Source organism: Streptomyces sp. 8K308 (genome assembly GCF_004348315.1).
GTDB lineage: Bacteria > Actinomycetota > Actinomycetes > Streptomycetales > Streptomycetaceae > Streptomyces.
The window spans coordinates 1-17267 of sequence record NZ_SMKC01000006.1; the positions used below are offsets into that span (position 1 = coordinate 1).

Sequence of the window (17267 nt, forward strand, 5' to 3'; positions counted from 1 at the left end):
GTCGTCTACTTGTGGCGGGCCGCCGCTTCCTTTACCAGGGCCTCGGCCTCACGCGTCACCGCGTCCTCCGCCGCCTTCTCCTTCTCCGGGACCACGAAGCGGTAGCCCACGTTCCGCACCGTGCCGATCAGCGACTCGTGCTCGGGCCCCAGCTTGGCCCGCAGTCGACGGACGTGAACGTCCACCGTGCGCGTGCCGCCGAAGTAGTCGTAGCCCCAGACCTCCTGCAGCAGCTGCGCCCGCGTGAAGACGCGGCCCGGGTGCTGCGCCAGGTACTTCAGCAGCTCGAACTCCTTGAAGGTCAGGTCCAGCACCCGCCCCTTCAGCTTCGCGCTGTAGGTCGCCTCGTCGACCGACAGGTCGCCGTTGCGGATCTCCATCGGGCTGTCGTCGCTCGACAGCTGCTGGCGGCCGGTGGCCAACCGCAGCCGCGCCTCGACCTCGGCCGGGCCCGCGGTGTCGAGGACCACGTCGTCGACGCCCCAGTCGGCCGTCACGGCGGCAAGACCGCCCTCGGTCACGATCAGCACCAGCGGGCACCCGGGCCCGGTGGACCGCAGCAGCTGGCAGAGGGAGCGGACCTGCGGCAGGTCCTTGCGGCCGTCGATGAGGATGACGTCGGCGCTGGGGGCGTCCACCAGGGCCGGGCCCTCGGCGGGGGCGACGCGTACGTTGTGGAGCAGCAGCTCGAGTGCGGGGAGGACTTGCGACGAGGGCTGAAGGGCGTTGGTCAGGAGAAGCAGCGAGCTCATAGCGGGGGCGTTCCTTCCTCAGTCCTGGCGCGGGGACGATTCGAGCGGCTCTGCCCAGAAAACACGGAAGGACCCGGGATGGCGTCAGTGCCCGGATCCTTCTTTCGCGAGCAGCATAGCCGAAACATTTCACCTTGCGCAGGGGCGCGTATCACACTGCCGCCCGCGAGAGCGCGGGCCGGCGCGTGTACCCGTGCGCCCGCACGCGCGCCCGCCGGTCCATCATGGTGCGGCACACCCCGACGGAACCCGAGAGACGTGAGAGACGAGGAGAGGCCGGATGGCGAGCGGCACGATCCGTTACTGGGCGGCGGCCAAGGCCGCCGCTGGGACGGCGGAGGAGGCGTACGAGGCCGCCACGCTCGCCGGGGCGCTTGAGGCGGCCAGGGCGCGCCACGCCGACCGGCCCGAGTTCGCGCGGGTGCTGACGCGCTGCTCCTTCCTGGTGAACGGGGAGCAGGTCGGCCCCCGGACCCACGAGACGGTCACGCTGCCCGAGGGCGGCACGGTCGAGGTGCTGCCGCCCTTCGCGGGCGGCGCGCGGTGAAGGGGGGTCGGGACGTGAACGGGATGGTGAACGTGCGCGCCGACACGGAGCGGCAGCCGGTGGCGGGGCGGCATCGGGCGCGGTCGCCGATCATCAGCCCGGGGATCCAGCCGGCGCTGCTGACGGTCGCGCTGTCCGGGCTCTTCGCGGCGACGGCGCCGCTCGGCCGGTGGGCCCTGCTGCCGGCGCTCGTGGTGCTGCAGGCGGTGACGGCGGCCGGCTGGTTCCGGCTGAACGGGATGTGGCCGGCGCGGCAGGGCATCGCGCTGGCGTTCGCCGGCGGTCTGGCGGCGGACGCGGCGCTGCTCGTGGTGGACGAGGACCGGCAGCCGGAGGCGCTGCTCGCGGTGCTCGGGGTGTGGTTCCTGCTGGTCCTCGTGCTCCAGCTGCGGCACCGGGGCTCGGCCGACGAGCGGCTCGACTCGTTGACGGCGACGGCCGCGGCCACTCTGCTCACGGGCGTGGCCACCGGGCACCTAGCCGCCGCGACGGTCTCGGGGAGCGCGGTGGCGATGACGGCGTGCGGGGTGGCTGCGGCGACGCTGTTCGCGGCGTTGCGCGTGCCGTTCGTCTGGCCGGTGCTGGCGCTCGCGGCCGCGGCGGGCGCGGGCGCGGTGGCGGAGCCGTTGACGGACCTCGGCACGGACGCGGTCGTGTTCGCGGCGGCCGGCGGCGTCGTGGCGCTGATCGGGCTGCGGGTGGCCAGCTACGACTTCCCTTCCCGGTTCGTGCACTTCACCGCGGGCGTCGCGCTGCCGCTCACGGCCGCGGCCCCGGCCGGCTATCTGCTCGCGCTCGCACTGCTCTGACGGCGCCGAGGCCGCGTGTAACGGGCGTGCTGCAAGCGTCGGCCCACCCTCCTGCGGATCATTCGCGCGCGCTACGCTCGCGGCACTTCGCACCAATGACCGGGTGCACCGATGGACCATGGGGGATCTAGGCCCGATGCGCGCACTGCGAATAAGTCTGATCATCTTGGGCGTGCTCGCCGTGCTCGCCGTCATCGCCGACCGGGTGGCGGTCCGGGTCGCGCAGAGCGAGGTCGCCTCGCAGGCCAGAAGCACGCTCGGGCTCAGCAGCGAGCCGAGCGTCACCATCAACGGCTTCCCCTTCCTCACCCAGGCGCTGGGCCGCCACCTGAACCACGTGACCCTCGGTCTCGACGACTACGAGGCCGAGGTGGACGGCCAGGCGCTGCTGATCTCGGAGCTCTCGGCCGACCTGCGGGACGTGGAGATAGCCGGCGACTTCTCGAGCGCCACGGCCGAGCGGGCCGACGGCGAGGGCCTGATCTCCTACGAGGAGATGACCAGGGCCTACGGCGAGCTGCTGGCCGCCGGCGACAGCGGCTTCGGCGTCGAGTTCGGCTACGCGGGGGACGGGCAGCTGCTGCTGACGCTGCAGGCGACCGCGTTCGGCCAGACGCTCGACGTGGGCGAGGTGCCGGGCGAGCTGGTGCTCGACGGCGACTCGGTACGGCTCTCGGTGGACGACTCGGACATCCCGGACGTCGGCGGGGAGCAGATCCAGGGCGCGATCCGGGAGCAGCTGGACACCGGGCGGACCATCACGGGGCTGCCCGACGGCGTGAACCTGGACTCGGTGGACCCGACCGAGGACGGGGTGCGGATCACCATCAGCGGCTCGAACATGAGCCTCGGCTAGCCCCACGGGAACCGGGGAGACACCGGCCGTTCCACATGACAGTCACCCATGTCTCAGCATCTGGAACGGCGGTGACATAACCGGCATCCGACCGGCTACGATCGCCCCCATGACGCGACAGGCTGCGGGCACCCCCGCCGGGGGCCTCACCAAGCGACGGGCGGTCGACCTCTGCCGCGTCGCCGCCATGCTCTGTCGCCGCGTCGGCTGACGGCCCACCTCATCCCCGTGCGGCGCCTCTCGCGCTGCGCGCTCTCCCGCGCCCGGGTGCCGCACCGCGCCCCGTGCGCCCCGCCCCGCAGGTTCCGCAGATCGCCGAAGGAGAACAGCATGAGCCGCAGTGACGTCCTGGTGGACGCCGACTGGGTGCAGGAGCACATCGACGACGCGAAGGTCGTGCTCGTGGAGGTGGACGAGGACACCTCCGCCTACGAGAAGAACCACATCAGGAACGCCGTCCGGATCGACTGGAAGAAGGAGCTCCAGGACCCGGTCCGGCGCGACTTCGTCGACCAGGCCGGCTTCGAGGCGCTGCTCTCCGCGAAGGGCATCGCCAACGACGACACCGTCGTCCTCTACGGCGGCAACAACAACTGGTTCGCGGCCTACGCCTACTGGTACTTCAAGCTCTACGGCCACGAGGACGTCCGCCTGCTGGACGGCGGCCGCAAGAAGTGGGAGCTCGACGCCCGCGAGCTGGTCGACGAGGTCCCGACCAGGGCGGCCACCGAGTACAAGGCCAAGGAGCAGGACACCTCGATCCGCGCCTTCCGCGACGAGGTGGTGGCGGCCATCGGCACCAAGAACCTGGTGGACGTCCGCTCCCCCGACGAGTTCGTCGGGAAGCTGCTGGCCCCGGCGCACCTGCCGCAGGAGCAGTCCCAGGTGGCGGGCCACATCCCGTCGGCCAGGAACATCCCGTGGTCCAAGTCGGCCAACGACGACGGCACCTTCCGCTCCGACGACGAGCTGAAGGAGCTGTACCAGGGCGAGGGCGTGGACCTGGGCAAGGACACCATCGCCTACTGCCGGATCGGTGAGCGCTCGGCGCACACCTGGTTCGTGCTGCACGAGATCCTCGGCGTGCCGAACGTGAAGAACTACGACGGTTCCTGGACCGAGTACGGCTCGCTGGTCGGCGTGCCGGTCGAGACCGGCCCGGCCAAGTAGGCCCGGCCCCCAAGCCCGAAGTCGAAAGGGAGACAGCGATGTGCGGAGCGAAGGCGGGCGGCCCGGACGCCGCCGGGATCAAGGCCGGTGAGACGACCATCCAGGGTTCGGTCACCCGGGACGGCGAGCCGGTGACGGGCTACGTCCGGCTGCTGGACAGCGGCGGCGAGTTCACCGCCGAGGTGCCGACCTCGGCGACCGGCCAGTTCCGCTTCTACGCGGCGGAGGGCACGTGGACGGTGCGCGCCCTCGTCCCCGGCGCCACGGCCGATCGCACGGTGGTCGCCCAGCAGGGCGGCCTCGTCGAGGTCGCCATCGCCGTCTGACCGATCGACGGCACCAGTACGCGACGGAGGCCGCGCCCGACCCGGGCGCGGCCTTCGCTGTTTCCCCCCGTTGCGTCGGACAGCCCCGCTGTCCGTGAAGTGTCCGTGAAGCTCCGGTCGCAGGTTCAGTAGACGAGGGCCCGTACGCCGCCCGGCATGATCTCGCTCACGAAGACCTGAGCGCCGGCGATCCGCACCCCGTCGAGCACATCCTCCTCCTTGATCCCCCTGCGGGCGGCGCACTGCGTACACAGAGTGATCCGCCCCCCCGATTGGATACCGGCGATCAGCTCGGGCAGCGGCGCCGCGTGCGGCAGCTCGAACTCCTCCGCACGCCCCGGGAGCGCGAACCACGCCGACTCCCCGGTCAGCCACAGCGAGACCTCGACCCCGCTGGCGGCGGCCACCGCGGCCACCGTGAAGGCCTGCGAGCAACGCTCTGGAGCGTCAGCCCCAGCCGTCACCTTGATCACCAGTTTCTCAGCCATGCCGTCACCGTAACGTGGCTACGGAACTAACGTGACGTACCACAAATTCCGCAGACCCAGTCTCCCTGTGGGCCCTGATGCATGGTCCCGCCACAGTTCGGACAATTCATGATCACATCCTTTCCACGCCCTTAGACGCACGAAGGCTCAAACGCGTTCATCCGCAGTGATCACAAAACGGTCAAGGGAGCACGCAAGAGGCGAGCCCCCTCGGCGTACCCTCACTGAGCTCTACCCGGAGCGGGCTACTAGACTCACCTTGCAACGTAACGACCGGCCCAAGGAGGCCCTGTGCTCGAGGCATTCTTCATCACCCTGATGGCACTGGTCGTCGTCGGCTCCGCCGCCTTCGCGGGCCTGGTCGTGAAGAAGCTCTACCAGGGCCAGCGCTGAACCGATGATCGAGATCCCCACGGACCTCCACCCCTCCCTCGTCCCCCTCGCCTTCCTGCTCGGCACCTGGCAGGGCGCCGGGGTGGCCGAGGGTTTCGAAAAGCAAGAGGGCCCCGACGCCGAGGCGTGCAACTTCGGCCAGCAGGTCACCTTCGCGCACGACGGCCGGGACTTCCTCGAGTACGTCTCGCACACCTGGCAGCTCGACGACGAGGGCAACCGCGTGCGCCCGCTGGAGTCGGAGCACGGCTACTGGCGGATCAAGGACCGCGAGGTCGAGGTCGTGATGATCCGCGACCAGGGCGTGGCCGAGATCTGGTACGGCGAACTGGCCGAGGGCAAGCCGCAGATCGACCTCGTCACCGACGCCGTCGCCCGCACCCCGGGCTCCCCCGCGTACTCGGGCGGCAAGCGCCTCTACGGCTACGTCAACGGTGACCTGATGTGGGTCGGCGAGAAGGCCACCCCCGACACGCCCCTGCGTCCCTACATGTCGGCGCAGCTGAAGAAGGCGGTGGACCCCCGGGAGTGGGTCGCCGACCTCAAGGACCTCCCGGACGACGGCATCGCCTTCTTCCGCTGACCGCTGAGTCGCGCGCCTCAGATCGTGCGCAGCGCGCCGCCGTCGACGGGGATGATCGACCCGGTGACGTAGCCGGCCGCCGGGGAGAGCAGGAAGGCGGCCGTCCGGCCGAACTCGGCGGGCTCCCCGTAGCGGGCGAGCGGGATGGCGGCGACCGCGCGCTCCCTGGCCGCGGGGCCGAAGGCGGCGTCCAGGTCCCGCATCCGGTCGGTGGCGATCCGCCCCGGCAGCAGGCCGAACACCCGCACCGCGCGCGGCCCGAACTCGTCGGCCAGGTCCTTGGCCACCATGGCGAGCCCGGGGCGCAGCCCGTTGGAGATACCGAGGCCGGCGATGGGCGAGCGGACCGAGGTGGAGAGCACCAGGCCGACCGCGCCGCCCTCCTCGCTCTCGGACAGGCGCCTGGCGACCGTGCGCGCGCCGCGCACCGCGCCGAGGAAGACCGTCTCGAACGCCTCCCGCCACTGCTCGTCGGTGGCGGTCGCGGCCGTGCCGGGCGGCGGGCCGCCGACCGAGAGCAGCGCGCCGTCGAGCCGGCCGAACCGGTCGTGGGCCAGCGCCACGAGGCGCTCGGCCGCGGAGGCGTCGCCCAGGTCGGCCGCCTCGCCGACCGCGATGTCGGGGCCGAGCCGACCGGCGGCGGCGGCCACGGTCGCCTTGTCCCGGGCTGCGAGCACCACCCGCGCGCCGTCGGCGACCAACGCCTCGGCGGTGGCGTAGCCGAGTCCCTTGCTGCCGCCGGTGATGACATAGACCCGCTCACGGAGCCCCAGGTCCATGGGGCCGCTCCCTTCACTCTGGTCCCACCCCGTCCCGGCCATCCTTCCAGGAGCAGGCGTCCTGTGGGAGGCGGGCCGGCAGGACGGGGTCCAGAACGCAGGGCCCAGAGCGGCGGGGTCTAGAACGCCGCCCGCACCTCGCCCACCGCGCGGCCACCGCCGTGCACGACCTCGGGCGGCACCGCCGAGGCGTCCACGCCGAGCCGGCGTAGCGCGGCGGCCAGCACCGGGCCGCGGGCCCGGGCCGCGCCGTCCTCGATCTTGAGCGCGATCGCCCGGCCGTCCGGCAGCGCGAGCGCCTGCACGCCCTCGGCGCCGGCCTTGGACAGGGCGCCCGGCAGCCCGCGCATCACCAGGGTGTCGAGCCGCCCGGTGCCGGCCACGTACTCGGGGTGCGCGCGCATCGCGTCGGCCACCCGCCGCTCCGGACTGCCGGGCTCGGCGAGCACGAAGGCGCGGAAGGCGCGGGCCAGGCCGGTCAGCGAGAACGCCAGCAGCGGCGCCCCGCAGCCGTCCACGGCGACGTGCGCCACCGGCTCGCCGGTGGCGGCCTCGACGGTCTCGGCGACCAGCCGCTGCAGAGGGTGGTCGGGGTCCAGGTACGACGCGACGGGCCAGCCGCGGGTGACGCAGGCGGCGAGCATGGCGGCGTGCTTGCCCGAGCAGTTCATGGCCACCCTGGTCCGCTCGGGGCCGTCCTGCGGGCAGCGCAGCGCCTCCTCGTCAAGGCCGTGCTCGGCCAGCAGTTCGCGCACGAGCCGCTGGTGGAAGTCCTCGCCCGCGTGGCTGGCGGCGGCGATCGCGAGCCGCTCGCCGGCCAGCTCGACGCCGGCCCGCAGCACGGCGGCCGCCTGCATCGGCTTGTTGCTCGACCGGGGGAAGCAGGGCCCGGTGACGTCGCCCAGGGCCAGCTCGACCGTGCCGTCGGCGGCCAGGACTACCAGCGAGCCGCGGTGCCCGCCCTCCACGAAGCCGGAGCGGACCACCTCGGCCAGCACGGGGGCGGTGACTATCTCGGACGGCATCGCGGGGGGCCCTTCTCACGGTCGGCTAGGAGAGCAGGTCGTCCACCTGCGCCTCGCCCTCACGGTACCTGCGGGCGATCTCGGCCCCGCAGCCGTCCGCCGTGCGGTGCAGCGCCTGCCGCCGGCGCGACACCTCGGCCTCCCAACGGGCCAGCCTGGCGAGCGCGTCGTGCAGCACCTCGTCGCTGAGGCCGCCCAGGTTGGACAGCTCGACCTCGCCCAGCATCTCCTCGGCCAACCGCCGGTACTCCTCGCTCGCGGGCGTGGAGAGCGTCACATGGCGGGCCGAGGAGCGCTGTCGGGACGGCGGGTCGGCGAGGATGCGCGGCAGCTGGTCGATCAGCCCGACCTCGGGGGCGATCCGGCGGCGCCGCTCCGCCTCAAGGATGTCGATCCGCCCCTGCAACAGCCGCCGGACGAAGCTGAGATCGGCCTCCTCGCGCTGCGCCGAGCGGCGTAGCTCGCGCAGCTCGGCCAGCCTAAGTGCCCGCAGATCGGGCTGGACGTCACGCCACAGGGCGCCCGGTGTGATCATGCGGTTTTGTCCCCTCATCCCCATTTCGGTGCGGTGGCGCGCGGTACGTACCCCGTGGCACGCATCGTGTCACTGTGTACCCATCGAGCGCAGCGCTTTGGCACCCATCCGGATGGCTCCGGAGCGCGGCGCCCCCGGGCGGAACGTTCCGGCATGATGGGCGGCATGCGAGCGGTGGTGCAACGGGTCGCCGGGGCGGCCGTCGAGGTGGCCGGCGAGACGGTCGGGGAGATCGTGGGCGAGGGGCTGTGCGTGCTGGTCGGCGCCACGCACACGGACACCCCGGAGGCGGCGACCAGGCTGGCCCGCAAGCTGTGGACGCTGCGCGTGCTGGATGGCGAGAAGTCCTGCTCGGACGTGGGGGCGCCGCTGCTGGTGATCTCCCAGTTCACCCTCTACGGTGACGCGCGCAAGGGGCGCCGCCCCACCTGGAACGCGGCGGCGCCCGGCGAGGTGGCCGAGCCCCTGGTGGCCGCGGTGGTGAGCGAACTGCGCGCGCTCGGCGCGACCGTGGCCACCGGCCGCTTCGGCGCGAAAATGCGAGTTGTTCTGACGAACGAGGGGCCGTTCACCGTGCTTTTGGAAGTCTGAGCCAGCGGCGGGTGCGGCCCGGCGGGACAGCGAGCGGCTGGGCCACCGGTTGTCGCGGGCACCCGCCGAGCGCGTCCACGGTCGCTGGCCGGTTCCGCCGGTGCGGTGTCAGGGTTCGACGACGATCTCCTGAGCGGCCGGCGTGGTGCCGGCCAGGAGCTCGGCGTCGGCCGGCACGTTCCGCTTGACCAGGGCGAGCGCGATCGGGCCCAGCTCGTGGTGGCGGGCCGAGGTGGTGACGAAGCCGAGCTGCCGGCCCTCGGGGCCGTCGGCGGCGAGCCGCACCGGGTCGCCGTGCTCCGGGATGGTCACCTCGCTGCCGTCCAGGTGCAGGAAGACCAGGCGCCGGGGCGGCCGGCCCAGGTTCTGCACGCGGGCCACGGTCTCCTGCCCCCGGTAGCAGCCCTTGTGCAGGTGCACCGCCGACTCCAGCCAGCCGAGCTCGTGCGGGATGGTGCGGTGGTCGGTCTCCCGGCCCAGCCGCGGCCGGTGCGCCTCGACGCGCAGCGCCTCGAGCGCCAGCGCCCCGGCCGGCGAGCCGACGCGCTCGGCGAACGACGCGAGCTCGGGGCGCGGCAGGAACAGGTCGCGCCCGCCCGGCGTCTCCCGCACCACCACCCCGGCCGGCGTCTCGACGATGGAACCGGCCGGCAGCCACACCACGGCGAACTCGGCCGTGCGGTCGGCGACGTCCACCCGGTAGAAGAACTTCATGCTCTCCAGGTAGGAGACCAGCGCGGCGGCCTGTCCCGGCTCGGTGTGCAGCCAGGTCGTCTCGCCGTCGTCCACCAGGTAGAGCGCGTGCTCGATGTGGCCCTTGGCCGAGAGGATCAGCGCCTCGGTGGCGTGCCCCGGCTGGAGCTCGGTGACGTGCTGCGTGATCAGCAGGTGCAGCCAGCTCAGCCGCTCGGGGCCGGCGACGGTCACCACGTCGCGGTGCGAGAGGTCGACGAACCCCTCCCCCTTGGCGAGCGAGCGCTGCTCCCGGAACAGATCTCCGTAGTGCGCGGCCACCCCCGCGTCGGGACCCTCGGCGGGCACGGCACCTGGCAGGGACAGCAACGGGCTGGCGTACGACGACATGCCCTCAAGCGTACGACCGGTCAGCGGCCGCGGGCCTGGCACTCCTCGCACCGGCCGAAGATCGCGAAGTGCTTCATGTCGGTGTCGAAGCCGAACCGCTCGCGCAGCCGCGCGGCGAACGGCGCCGCCATGTCCACGTCCGCCTCAATCACCTTCTCGCAGTCCCGGCACATGAGGTGCATGTGGTCGTGCCGCTCGGCGAGGTGGTAGGTGGGGGCGCCGTGGCCGAGGTGGGTGTGGGACACCAGGCCGAGCTCCTCGAGGAGCTCAAGGGTCCGGTAGACGGTCGAGATGTTGACCCCGCCGGCGGTGCGCCGCACCTCGGTGAGGATGTCCTCGGGCGTCGAGTGCTCAAGCCTGTCGACAGCCTCGAGCACCAGCTGCCGCTGCGGGGTCAGCCGGTATCCGCGGTTGCGCAGATCGGTCTGCCAGTCGGTGCTCGCCACGCGACCCAGTGTAGGGCGACGGATGGGCACGGACCCCGCCCGAGGGGAATCGGCGGGGTCCGTGCGAGGAGGCGGTACTCATCGTGCGGCCTCATGCGTCAAGCCACCGTAAGTGCCTCCGGGGGCCGGTCGCGTCCGCGGCAGCCGTTTTCGGCACCGAGTTCGCCGCCGATCGCGAAGAACCCCCTTCGGCAGCCTAGCCGTTCTCACCGCGTCTCGACGATCTTCGTGTCACGCCGCGACAGAGCTGTGAACGTATCGGTACGTGACGGGCTTGACAGCCGGCGCCGGCGGGCCGGGCCCCGGACCGAAAACCCTTGGCCAGGGGTCGGCGGGTCCGCGTAGCCTCGGCCGCATGGGTCTGGAGATTCGCGACGTCGCCGACAGTGCCGCCGACCAGGACGCCTGGTTCCGAGCGGTGTACACCGGGTTCCTGACCGCGGAGCCGCCGAGCGAGGAGCAGCTGGCGGAGCGGCGGGTCCACAGCGACATGAGCCGGGCGCAGGGGGCCTTCGACGGGGACCGCTGCGTGGCGACCTTCCGCAGCTTCGACCAGGAGCTGACGGTGCCGGGCGGCGGCGTGGTGAGGGCCGACGCGGTGTCGGGCGTCACGGTGACGGCGACCCATCGGCGGCGCGGGCTGCTCAGCCGGATGATGGCGGCGGACCTCGCGGCGGCCAAGGAGCGCGGCGACGTGGTGGCCACGCTGGCTGCCGCCGAGTTCCGGATCTACGGCCGGTTCGGGTTCGGTCCCGCGGCGCGGAGCGTCGAGTGGCGCGTCGAGAAGCCGCTGGCGGCACTCGACCCGCGGTGGACGCTGCCGGAGGCCGAGGGCACCGTGGCGTTCGTGGACGGCGCCGAGGCCCGGAAGGAGGGGCCGGGGCTGCACGAGCGCTTCCGGCGCACCAGGGCCGGCGCGGTCGACAACGTGCCGATGTACTGGGAGCGGCTGACCGGCGCGTTGCGCTGGGGCCCGGACACGTGGAAGGAGCCGTTCTACGTGCTCTTCCGCGACCCGGCCGGCCAGGCGCAGGGGATCGCGATCTTCGAGGTGCAGGACGCGTGGCGAGACGCGCAGCCGGCCAACGTGGCCAAGGTGCGGAAGTTGTTCGCCGCGACGCCGGCCGCCGAGCGCGCGCTGTGGCGGCTCCTGCTCTCCGTCGACTGGGTGACCGAGGTGCGCACCGGCGACGAGGGCGACCCGGACGCGCTGCTGCCGCTGCTGCTGCCGAACCAGCGGGCGGCGACCACCATCTCCGACGCGGACCTGCTGTGGGTGCGGCCGCTCGACGTCCCCGGCATGCTCACCGCACGTCGTTACTCGGCCAGCGGTGCGCTCGTGCTGGACATCCGCGACCCCCTGGGGCTGTCTGAGGGGCGCTACTTGCTTGAGGCCTCGGAGGCCGGGGCGAGCTGCGTGCCGACCACGAGGAGCGCCGATCTGACGCTGGACACCGGCGCGTTGTCCGCTCTTTACCTGGGCGACGCCTCGGCCGCGCGGCTGACAGACGCCGGTCTGGTCGACGTGCACACGGACGGGGCGCCGGCCCGTGCGGACGCGCTCTTCCGCACGGGCCGACGCCCTTGGTGCCCTGACGTTTTCTGATTCGCTACGCGATCCGCATCCTCGTCAGACCGCGACCACGAACAGCGTTACCAGCACCGTCGTGCCCACGCATGCGCAGGTGAAATTGCGCTTGCGCAGCCCTGTCCGCAGGATCAGCAGGCCGATGAGACCCGGCAGACCCCACTGGATGTCGACTGCCCGCTCCACCGCGATGCCGAGGGCAGCCACGGCGACCGTCGAGACGATCATGACTCCTCCTCACATCACGTCAACTCGGGAGAACTTCCCGGAAGTTGTCTAAGTTGTACGCCAACTATACGCTTCTTTTCCCCAGTTGGCGGACTACTGGAAACGTCCTCTTTCCAACCTTCCTGATCTGGCCGAAAGTTGTATGGTGTTCGGCGTGAGTCAGGAGATCGCCCCGGCAAGCGAGGCCCCGCAACACCCCGGTGACCTGCTCTCTCCCGACCACCTGGCGGGGGTGTTGCGTGATCGGATACGCAAGGGGGAGCTGCGACAGCACGAGCGGCTGCCCACTCAACGCGCGTTGGTGGAGGAGTTCGGCACCAACCGCACCACCGTGCGCCAGGCGCTGGCCATCCTGGAGCGCGAGGGGTACGTCAGCACCCGAGGCCGCGGCGCACCCGCCGTCGTCTCCGCCCCGAGCCGGGACAGTCCACGACCGGCCAGCGCGGAGGTGGCCGACCGGATCGCCGTCGCCTTCCACGCCGAGGACATCTCGATCGACGCGTTCTGCCTCACCACCGAGACCCTCAACTCGGCGCTCGCCGCGCCGCTGATCGCGATCTCCGCCGGCGAGTTGACGCCCCGCTCGATCTCCATCCGGGTGCTGCTGCCCAACCCGGACGCGCCGCTCGCCTACCCCCGGCTGGTCTCGGACCCGTCCGACCGCCGACCCTTGGCCCGGCTGCGGCAGATCACCCGCACCTTCTCCACCTCGCTGCGCCACCAGCTGACCTCGCTCGGCGAGATGCAGCTGGTGCCCAAGGTGAACGTCGAGATCAGGGCCGTGCCCATCACCCCGGTGCAGAAGCTCTACCTCCTCAACGGGAGCGAGGTGCTGAGCGCCTACTACCAGGTGGTGCCGCGCGTCGTGGAGTACGAGGACGAGCAGATGGAGATCTACGACGTCCTCGGCCTCAGCTCGAAGGTTTTCAGGTCCTCCTCTGACACCGCGTTTGTTGAAGAGTCACAGCAGTGGTTCGAGTCCCTCTGGTCAACGCTTGCCCAACCGCTCACACTCGGTTAGATGAGGGGACTCATCAGTAACGCACACTGTGTTCTCTTCGACTTCGACGGCCCGGTGTGCCGCCTGTTCGCGGTCCGATCGGCGGAGTCGATCGCCCGACGGCTGCGGGACCTCGCGGCCGAGCTGGCCCTGTCGGCGCTGCTGACCGCCGACTTACGGGACTCGCCCGACCCGCACCACGTGCTGCGGGGCATCGCCGGGCAGCGCCCGGGCCACGGAGTCGTCCAGCGCCTCGAGGCGGCGCTCACCCACGAGGAGGTCTCCGCCGCCGCCTCGGCCCAGCCAACTCCCTACGCCGCGGCCCTGATAGCAGCCCTGTCCACGCGCGGCCGGCAGGTGGCCATCGCCACCAACAACTCGCCGCTGGCCGCGGAGCGCTACCTCGCGCAACACAACCTCTCGGGATACATCGGCGGCCGGGTGCACGGCCGCACCCGGGACGTCTCCCGGCTCAAGCCGCACCCCGACTCCCTGCTGCGCGCCCTGGCGTCGACCAGAACCGCGGCGCCCGACGCCCTGATGATCGGCGACAGCGTCGCCGACCTGGCCGCCGCGGAAGCCGCCGGCGTGCCGTTCCTCGGCTACGCCACCAGTGAGGCGGGCGTCGAGGACTTCAGAACGGCCGGAGCGGAACACGTGGTGACCTCGCTCGAGCAGGTGCTGACGGCGCTGATCACCCCGTCCTTCGGCTAAACAGGTCTTTTTGAGCCATCGGCAGCCGAACCGAACGGGGCGTACCGTGCTGCTACTCGTACCAACGGCTCCCGGGGGAAGCACATCATGAGCCAATCGCTGCCACGGCCTACCCTGCGCGGCAACCATCGCGTCTGGCAGGTCGTGGAGGCGGAAGGCGAACTCGCGGCGCTCGGCCGCCTCAAGACGGGCCGGACTCGTCCCGGAGTACACCGATTCGACCCGCGCTGCTTCGTGAACGAGGAGGACGTGCTCATCGAGCTCGCCCTCCTCGGCATGCGACGCATCGCCCCGGTCTACCGATTGGTGGGCGCCGATGACGAACTCCGGGTCCACGGCTACATCGAGGGCCAGCCGCTGTCCGCCATCCGCCCACCAGGAACCGCACTGACCGGATCCGAACTAGGCCAGCTGGTCGATCTGTTCGGCAAGCTGGCCACGATCCGGCCAAGTGCCTTCGCCCTCGTCCACCGCTGCCCGCCGGTGTTACGCCCGCGCGGCAGCCGACAGTTCCTCCAGACCCTGATCCGGTTCACCCGACGAAGGGTCTACGCCGTCCACCGCCCGCTGATGCGGGACCTCTTCACGGCGCTGCGCATCGGCCCCACCGTCCTCTCCGCCACCGGGCCGCTGGCCCGCGAGGCGGCGAAGCTGACGGACCGGCCGTTCTGCCTGCTCCACGGCGACCTGCACCGCGACAACCTGATCGTGGCGGAGTCGGACGGCATGCTGTGGACCATCGACTGGGAGCTGGCGCTCATCGGCGACCCGCTCTACGACCTGGCCACCCACCTTCACCTGATGCGCTACCCGCCCAAGCAGGAGCACGCGCTGTTGCTGCGCTGGGCCAGGACCATGGACGCCGCCCTGCCGGGCAGCGCGGCCGCGCTCGCCCGCGACCTGCCGCGCTACCTGGCGTACAAGCGGGTGCAGTCCGTGTTCACCGACGTGATCCGGCAGGCGTACGTGGTGCAGGCCACCCCGCCCGCGCAGCTGGCCGAGCAACTGCCACGCACCGTCGAGATGGTGCACGGCGTGATGCGGCGGGCCGCGCGGATGCTGGGGCTCGGCCGGGTGCCGAGCCCCAGGGCCATCGAGGCCGCCTACGCCACCTGGTACGTCAACGCCCCTCCACCGCCAAGTGTGGCAACAGCCGACCAAGCCAGGACGGCAGCCACCAGGCCCGGCGGCCCATGAGCCGCATGGCCGCCGGCACCATCAGGCAGCGGATCACCACCGCGTCCACGAAGATCGCCACCGCCATGCCGAAGCCCATCTGCTGCAGCATCCGGTCGGCGCTGAGCAGGAAGGAGCCGAACACCACGATCATGATGGCGCCGGCCGCCGTGATCACCGAGCCGGTGTGCGCGAGACCCTCGCGCACGGCGCGCGCGTGGTCGCCGGTGCGCACCCACTCCTCGTGGATCCGGGAGACCAGGAAGATCTCGTAGTCCATGGAAAGGCCGAAGGCGATGGCGAAGATCATCACCGGCAGGAAGGCCTCGACGGGGCCCGGCTCCGCGATGCCGAGCGCGCCCTCCTGGAACACCAGGGTCATCGCGCCCAGCGCGGCGCCGATGCTGACCAGGTTGAGCAGCGCCGCCTTGAGCGGGATCAGCACCGAACGGAACACCGCCATCAGCAGGACGACCGACACCCCGACGACGATGGCGACGAACAGCGGCATCCGCTCGGCGACCTTGGCCGCGTAGTCGTCGACGGCCGCCGTGGCGCCGCCCACCAGGTACTCGGCGCCGGTGCGCCCGGCGAGCTCGGGCAGGACGTCGTCCCGCAGCTCGGAGACCAGCTCGGCGGTCGCCTCGTCCTGCGGTGCCGAGTCGGGGAAGGCGATCACGGTGGCCACCGCGCCGTCCTCGGTGGGGATGGGCCCGGCCGCGTGGGCTATGCCCGCAATGTCGTTCAACGTCTCGACGGCGGCGGCCGCCGCCTGCTCGGCTCCTTCACGGCCGCCGTCGGCGACCACCACGAGCGGCCCGTTGAAGCCGGGGCCGAAGCCCTCGGCCAGCAGGTCGTACGCCTTGCGGCTGGTGTTGGCCGCCGGGTCGTTGCCGGCGTCCGCGAAACCGAGGCGCATGCCGAGCGCGGGGGCCGCGAGCGCGCCGAGCGCGACCACGGCCAGCACCAGCACGGCGAGCGGGCGGCGCTGCACGAACTCGCCGAGCCGCCGCCACGCCCGCCCCTCGGCGGCCCTGCCCTTCGCGGCGCGCTTCGCGGCCTTGGCGGTGAACTGGCGGGCGAAGCGCTTTCCGAAGATCCCGAGCAGCGCCGGCAGCAGGGAGAGCGCGGCCAGCATCGTCATCAGCACGGTCAGCGCCACGGCGAGCGCGATGCCCTGGAGCGAGCCGAGGCCGAGCGCCACCAGGCCGAGCAGGGCGACGATCACGGTGCAGCCGGCGAAGAACACGGTGCGTCCCGCGGCGTCGAGCGCGGTGGCGGCGGCGTGCTCCGGGTCGGCGCCGGCGATCAGCTCGCCGCGGTAGCGGGCGAAGATCAGCAGCGCGTAGTCGATGCCGACGCCGAGGCCGACCAGCATCATCACGTAGGGCGTGTAGTCGGCGACGGTGAACAGGTGCGAGGCGAGCACCACCAGGCCGAGCGCGGAGCCGACCGCGAACAGCGCGGTGATCACCGGGAGTCCGGCGGCGATGACCGTGCCGAAGAGGAAGACGCAGATCACCAGCGCGGCCAGGATGCCCATGCCCTCGGCGGCGCCGCCGCTCTCCTCGGTGAGCTGCCTGGCCGCGTCGCCGCCGAGCTCCACCTGGAGCCCTTCGCCCTGGGCGGTGCGGGCGGCGTCGAGCACCGCCTCCGTCTCGGCGAGCTCCATGCTCTCCGACGGCACGTCGAGGACCACGGTGACGTAGCCGACCGTGCCGTCCTCCGAGATGGCGGTGGCGTCGTCGTAGGGGCTCACCACCTGGGCGACCCGTGGGAGCTCGGCGACCTCGGCCAGCATGTCGGCGATCCGCCGTTCGACGGCCACGTCGCCCCGCAGCCCGTCGGGGTCGTGCAGCACGATGCTGAGGCTGTCGCCGGCCTGGGTCGAGCCGTGCTCGGCCAGCAGCTCGGCGGCGCGCTGCGACTCGGTGCCGGGCAGCGAGTAATCCTCGCGGTAGCCGTCGCCGGCGGCCGAGGCGCCGGCCCAGACGCCGACCAGCACCAGGACCCACAGGACGAGCGCGAGCCAGCGACGCCGGTAGGAGAAGCCGGCGATCCTGGCGAACACGCCGGGGTCCGCCGAGGGTTGGGATGGGGTGGTGTACATGTGAGTGCTCCTCGAACGGTGAGTCAGCGCCGCTTGGCGCGGCGGGCGATCAGCGGGCCGACGAACAG

20 protein-coding genes and 1 pseudogene are annotated in these 17267 nt (G+C 72.0%); 12 read left to right on the forward strand and 9 right to left on the reverse strand.

Features of this window, described 5'->3' with window-relative positions; genetic code table 11:
* Positions 1-5: 5 nt before the first annotated feature.
* On the reverse strand, positions 6-752 hold the full coding sequence (locus E1265_RS01920; RefSeq protein WP_132928431.1) for a response regulator transcription factor: 747 nt from the start codon (positions 750-752) through the stop codon (positions 6-8).
* Between the two features lie 280 nt (positions 753-1032).
* On the opposite strand from E1265_RS01920, the gene E1265_RS01925 reads away from it, so the two are divergent.
* The 6 genes and pseudogenes from E1265_RS01925 (at position 1033) to E1265_RS01945 (ending at position 4460) form a co-directional block, all read left to right on the forward strand.
* Positions 1033-1299 carry a MoaD/ThiS family protein gene (locus E1265_RS01925; RefSeq protein ID WP_132928432.1) on the forward strand — a complete coding sequence of 89 codons (267 nt, stop codon included), beginning with the start codon at positions 1033-1035 and terminating at the stop codon, positions 1297-1299.
* Positions 1300-1379: 80 nt separating this feature from the next.
* Positions 1380-2108: pseudogene (locus E1265_RS01930) on the forward strand (hypothetical protein); the annotation flags it as partial.
* Positions 2109-2244: 136 nt separating this feature from the next.
* Positions 2245-2964 carry a DUF2993 domain-containing protein gene (locus tag E1265_RS01935; RefSeq protein WP_165953618.1) on the forward strand — a complete coding sequence of 240 codons (720 nt, stop codon included), beginning with the start codon at positions 2245-2247 and terminating at the stop codon, positions 2962-2964.
* Between the two features lie 109 nt (positions 2965-3073).
* A complete protein-coding gene (locus tag E1265_RS40580) occupies positions 3074-3175 on the forward strand; it encodes a putative leader peptide (RefSeq protein WP_347877143.1) in 102 nt (33 codons plus the stop codon).
* A gap of 119 nt (positions 3176-3294) precedes the next feature.
* Positions 3295-4134 carry a sulfurtransferase gene (locus E1265_RS01940; protein WP_132928435.1) on the forward strand — a complete coding sequence of 280 codons (840 nt, stop codon included), beginning with the start codon at positions 3295-3297 and terminating at the stop codon, positions 4132-4134.
* Positions 4135-4172: 38 nt separating this feature from the next.
* Entirely contained in the window at positions 4173-4460 is a 288-nt protein-coding gene (locus E1265_RS01945; protein WP_132928436.1) for a DUF1416 domain-containing protein, read from the forward strand.
* 125 nt (positions 4461-4585) lie between these two features.
* On the opposite strand, the gene E1265_RS01950 is transcribed toward E1265_RS01945, so the two are convergent.
* Complete coding sequence (locus tag E1265_RS01950; RefSeq protein ID WP_132928437.1) at positions 4586-4948, reverse strand: DsrE family protein; 363 nt, start codon at positions 4946-4948, stop codon at positions 4586-4588.
* Between the two features lie 397 nt (positions 4949-5345).
* On the opposite strand from E1265_RS01950, the gene E1265_RS01955 reads away from it, so the two are divergent.
* Positions 5346-5924: an FABP family protein gene (locus tag E1265_RS01955; RefSeq protein WP_132928438.1), complete on the forward strand. Its 579-nt coding sequence runs from the start codon at positions 5346-5348 to the stop codon at positions 5922-5924.
* Positions 5925-5941: 17 nt separating this feature from the next.
* On the opposite strand, the gene E1265_RS01960 is transcribed toward E1265_RS01955, so the two are convergent.
* From E1265_RS01960 to E1265_RS01970, 3 genes are all read right to left on the reverse strand, one after another.
* Positions 5942-6703, reverse strand: a complete 762-nt coding sequence (locus tag E1265_RS01960; RefSeq protein ID WP_132928439.1) for an SDR family oxidoreductase — start codon at positions 6701-6703, stop codon at positions 5942-5944.
* A 119-nt stretch (positions 6704-6822) separates the two neighbouring features.
* Positions 6823-7728 carry an asparaginase gene (locus E1265_RS01965; RefSeq protein ID WP_132928440.1) on the reverse strand — a complete coding sequence of 302 codons (906 nt, stop codon included), beginning with the start codon at positions 7726-7728 and terminating at the stop codon, positions 6823-6825.
* A 25-nt stretch (positions 7729-7753) separates the two neighbouring features.
* Positions 7754-8263, reverse strand: coding sequence for an ABC transporter substrate-binding protein (locus E1265_RS01970; protein ID WP_243740469.1), 510 nt, complete (start codon positions 8261-8263; stop codon positions 7754-7756).
* A gap of 165 nt (positions 8264-8428) precedes the next feature.
* Between E1265_RS01970 and dtd the strand changes: the two genes are divergently transcribed.
* Positions 8429-8854: a D-aminoacyl-tRNA deacylase gene (dtd, locus tag E1265_RS01975; protein WP_132928442.1), complete on the forward strand. Its 426-nt coding sequence runs from the start codon at positions 8429-8431 to the stop codon at positions 8852-8854.
* 108 nt (positions 8855-8962) lie between these two features.
* Here dtd and E1265_RS01980 read toward each other — a convergent pair whose 3' ends face one another.
* A complete protein-coding gene (locus tag E1265_RS01980; RefSeq protein WP_132928443.1) occupies positions 8963-9937 on the reverse strand; it encodes a glycine cleavage T C-terminal barrel domain-containing protein in 975 nt (324 codons plus the stop codon).
* 20 nt (positions 9938-9957) lie between these two features.
* Entirely contained in the window at positions 9958-10383 is a 426-nt protein-coding gene (locus E1265_RS01985; protein ID WP_132928444.1) for a Fur family transcriptional regulator, read from the reverse strand.
* Positions 10384-10738: 355 nt separating this feature from the next.
* On the opposite strand from E1265_RS01985, the gene E1265_RS01990 reads away from it, so the two are divergent.
* The gene (locus E1265_RS01990) at positions 10739-11989 is read left to right on the forward strand and encodes a GNAT family N-acetyltransferase (protein ID WP_132928445.1); all 1251 of its coding nucleotides are present in this window, start codon (positions 10739-10741) and stop codon (positions 11987-11989) included.
* Positions 11990-12013: 24 nt separating this feature from the next.
* On the opposite strand, the gene E1265_RS01995 is transcribed toward E1265_RS01990, so the two are convergent.
* Positions 12014-12199 carry a hypothetical protein gene (locus E1265_RS01995; RefSeq protein ID WP_132928446.1) on the reverse strand — a complete coding sequence of 62 codons (186 nt, stop codon included), beginning with the start codon at positions 12197-12199 and terminating at the stop codon, positions 12014-12016.
* Positions 12200-12353: 154 nt separating this feature from the next.
* Here E1265_RS01995 and E1265_RS02000 point away from each other — a divergent pair, with 154 nt between their 5' ends.
* The 3 genes from E1265_RS02000 to E1265_RS02010 all read left to right on the forward strand — a co-directional run bounded on the left by E1265_RS02000 (position 12354) and on the right by E1265_RS02010 (position 15110).
* On the forward strand, positions 12354-13220 hold the full coding sequence (locus E1265_RS02000) for a GntR family transcriptional regulator (protein WP_165953619.1): 867 nt from the start codon (positions 12354-12356) through the stop codon (positions 13218-13220).
* Positions 13221-13913 carry an HAD-IA family hydrolase gene (locus E1265_RS02005; RefSeq protein WP_132928448.1) on the forward strand — a complete coding sequence of 231 codons (693 nt, stop codon included), beginning with the start codon at positions 13221-13223 and terminating at the stop codon, positions 13911-13913.
* Positions 13914-14000: 87 nt separating this feature from the next.
* Complete coding sequence (locus E1265_RS02010; protein ID WP_132928449.1) at positions 14001-15110, forward strand: aminoglycoside phosphotransferase family protein; 1110 nt, start codon at positions 14001-14003, stop codon at positions 15108-15110.
* Here the strand turns inward: E1265_RS02010 and E1265_RS02015 are convergent.
* A complete protein-coding gene (locus E1265_RS02015) occupies positions 15034-17199 on the reverse strand; it encodes an MMPL family transporter (RefSeq protein ID WP_207930919.1) in 2166 nt (721 codons plus the stop codon). The genes E1265_RS02010 and E1265_RS02015 overlap by 77 nt on opposite strands.
* Between the last annotated feature and the right edge of the window lie 68 nt (positions 17200-17267).

Bases quoted from the DNA above. Each gene is read 5' to 3' on its own strand.
- E1265_RS01960 (WP_132928439.1), bottom strand. From the start codon at position 6,703: ATGGACCTGGGGCTCCGTGAGCGGGTCTATGTCATCACCGGCGGCAGC.
- E1265_RS02010 (WP_132928449.1), top strand. From the start codon at position 14,001: ATGAGCCAATCGCTGCCACGGCCTACCCTGCGCGGCAACCATCGCGTC.
- E1265_RS01990 (WP_132928445.1), top strand. From the start codon at position 10,739: ATGGGTCTGGAGATTCGCGACGTCGCCGACAGTGCCGCCGACCAGGAC.
- E1265_RS02005 (WP_132928448.1), top strand. From the start codon at position 13,221: ATGAGGGGACTCATCAGTAACGCACACTGTGTTCTCTTCGACTTCGAC.
- E1265_RS01995 (WP_132928446.1), bottom strand. From the start codon at position 12,199: ATGATCGTCTCGACGGTCGCCGTGGCTGCCCTCGGCATCGCGGTGGAG.
- E1265_RS01965 (WP_132928440.1), bottom strand. From the start codon at position 7,728: ATGCCGTCCGAGATAGTCACCGCCCCCGTGCTGGCCGAGGTGGTCCGC.
- E1265_RS01970 (WP_243740469.1), bottom strand. From the start codon at position 8,263: ATGATCACACCGGGCGCCCTGTGGCGTGACGTCCAGCCCGATCTGCGG.
- E1265_RS01920 (WP_132928431.1), bottom strand. From the start codon at position 752: ATGAGCTCGCTGCTTCTCCTGACCAACGCCCTTCAGCCCTCGTCGCAA.
- E1265_RS01980 (WP_132928443.1), bottom strand. From the start codon at position 9,937: ATGTCGTCGTACGCCAGCCCGTTGCTGTCCCTGCCAGGTGCCGTGCCC.
- E1265_RS01950 (WP_132928437.1), bottom strand. From the start codon at position 4,948: ATGGCTGAGAAACTGGTGATCAAGGTGACGGCTGGGGCTGACGCTCCA.
- E1265_RS01935 (WP_165953618.1), top strand. From the start codon at position 2,245: ATGCGCGCACTGCGAATAAGTCTGATCATCTTGGGCGTGCTCGCCGTG.
- dtd (WP_132928442.1), top strand. From the start codon at position 8,429: ATGCGAGCGGTGGTGCAACGGGTCGCCGGGGCGGCCGTCGAGGTGGCC.
- E1265_RS01925 (WP_132928432.1), top strand. From the start codon at position 1,033: ATGGCGAGCGGCACGATCCGTTACTGGGCGGCGGCCAAGGCCGCCGCT.
- E1265_RS01955 (WP_132928438.1), top strand. From the start codon at position 5,346: ATGATCGAGATCCCCACGGACCTCCACCCCTCCCTCGTCCCCCTCGCC.
- E1265_RS40580 (WP_347877143.1), top strand. From the start codon at position 3,074: ATGACGCGACAGGCTGCGGGCACCCCCGCCGGGGGCCTCACCAAGCGA.
- E1265_RS01940 (WP_132928435.1), top strand. From the start codon at position 3,295: ATGAGCCGCAGTGACGTCCTGGTGGACGCCGACTGGGTGCAGGAGCAC.
- E1265_RS01945 (WP_132928436.1), top strand. From the start codon at position 4,173: ATGTGCGGAGCGAAGGCGGGCGGCCCGGACGCCGCCGGGATCAAGGCC.
- E1265_RS02015 (WP_207930919.1), bottom strand. From the start codon at position 17,199: ATGTACACCACCCCATCCCAACCCTCGGCGGACCCCGGCGTGTTCGCC.